Here is a 254-nt window from a genome sequence, read left to right as displayed (position 1 = left end):
AGATATTCAACTAGAACATCCCAATTTCCAAAGCGGTGAGTACACGATAGATCCAAACGAGGGTTGCAGCAGCGATGCTGTCGAAGTTTATTGTGATTTCGAGAAGCAGGCAACCTGAGTTAACCCTAAAAAGACCAAGATCGTTGTCAGCGCCAATGAAACAGGGCCTGGAAAATGGACAGACGAAGATGAGCCGATTGAATACAAACTGAACTCTGTGCAAATGAGAGTCCTTCGCCGGCTGAGTAAGAGCG

The 254-nt window shown here is 46.5% G+C and carries 1 protein-coding gene; it reads left to right on the top strand.

Annotation, left to right across the window (positions count from 1 at the left end; all coding sequences use genetic code 11):
- Window positions 1-4 precede the first annotated feature (4 nt).
- Window positions 5-118, top strand: a complete 114-nt coding sequence (locus ACYQ78_RS39865) for a hypothetical protein (protein WP_459806191.1) — start codon at window positions 5-7, stop codon at window positions 116-118.
- Window positions 119-254 lie beyond the last annotated feature (136 nt).

This window comes from Herbidospora sp. RD11066 (genome assembly GCF_054661255.1).
This window is presented reverse-complemented; position numbering and strand designations above follow the sequence as displayed.